We start from the raw sequence: 705 nt of genomic DNA on the forward strand, positions 1-705 counted from the left end.
GAGCGGACCTGCTCGTCGAGGCGCTCGGCGACCCGGGCGTACAGGGCGGGGTCGAGGCCGACGTCGGCGAGCCGCTGCCACTGCTCACGCATCGCCACCGTCTCGTCGGCACCGGCGAAGTGGGTGTCGTAGATGTGCTGGATCACCGTCGACCCGCCGTGCAGCCGGTGGCCGTACGGCACGTGGTGGAAGAAGAGCAGCAGCTCGTCGGGGCAGTCGGCAAGCGACTCGTACACCTCTGACCAGGGTTTCGGGTACTGCCCGGTGTAGCCGGTGCCGGTGGCCCGGGTCCGGTCCACGCCGACACCGTCGCGGTCGGCGAAGTGGTACGTGCCCCATGGGGTGTACTCGTACCCGTCGACGGACGGACCGTAGTGGTTGCCGGGGTTGACCATGAAGCCGACGCCGAGCGGTGCGGTGTAGCGCTCGTAGGTACGCCACGAGCCGTCCATCATGGCGTGCAGGGCCTGCCGCAGCTGGGCCGGATCGCCGACGGAGCCGGCCGGGAAGGTCAGGTCGATCCACTCGTCGAGCAGCACCGCCGGGTCGGCGGTCGGATCCCAACCGAGCCGGCCGAACGCGTACAGGTTGGCCTGGGCCAGCGGATGCCCGCACCAGAACCGGTCGTCGCCGACGTTCGACACCGCGGCCAGGGTGCCGCCGCGGGCGGCGACCGCGGCGACCGACGAACCCAGGTCACCGTCG

1 pseudogene is annotated in these 705 nt (G+C 71.3%); it reads right to left on the reverse strand.

Annotated features, from left to right (window positions below):
* Positions 1-705, reverse strand: a pseudogene (locus tag ACFHVL_RS31400) (alpha-glucuronidase); the annotation flags it as partial.

This window comes from Micromonospora sp. LOL_023 (assembly GCF_048060115.1).
GTDB lineage: Bacteria > Actinomycetota > Actinomycetes > Mycobacteriales > Micromonosporaceae > Micromonospora_E.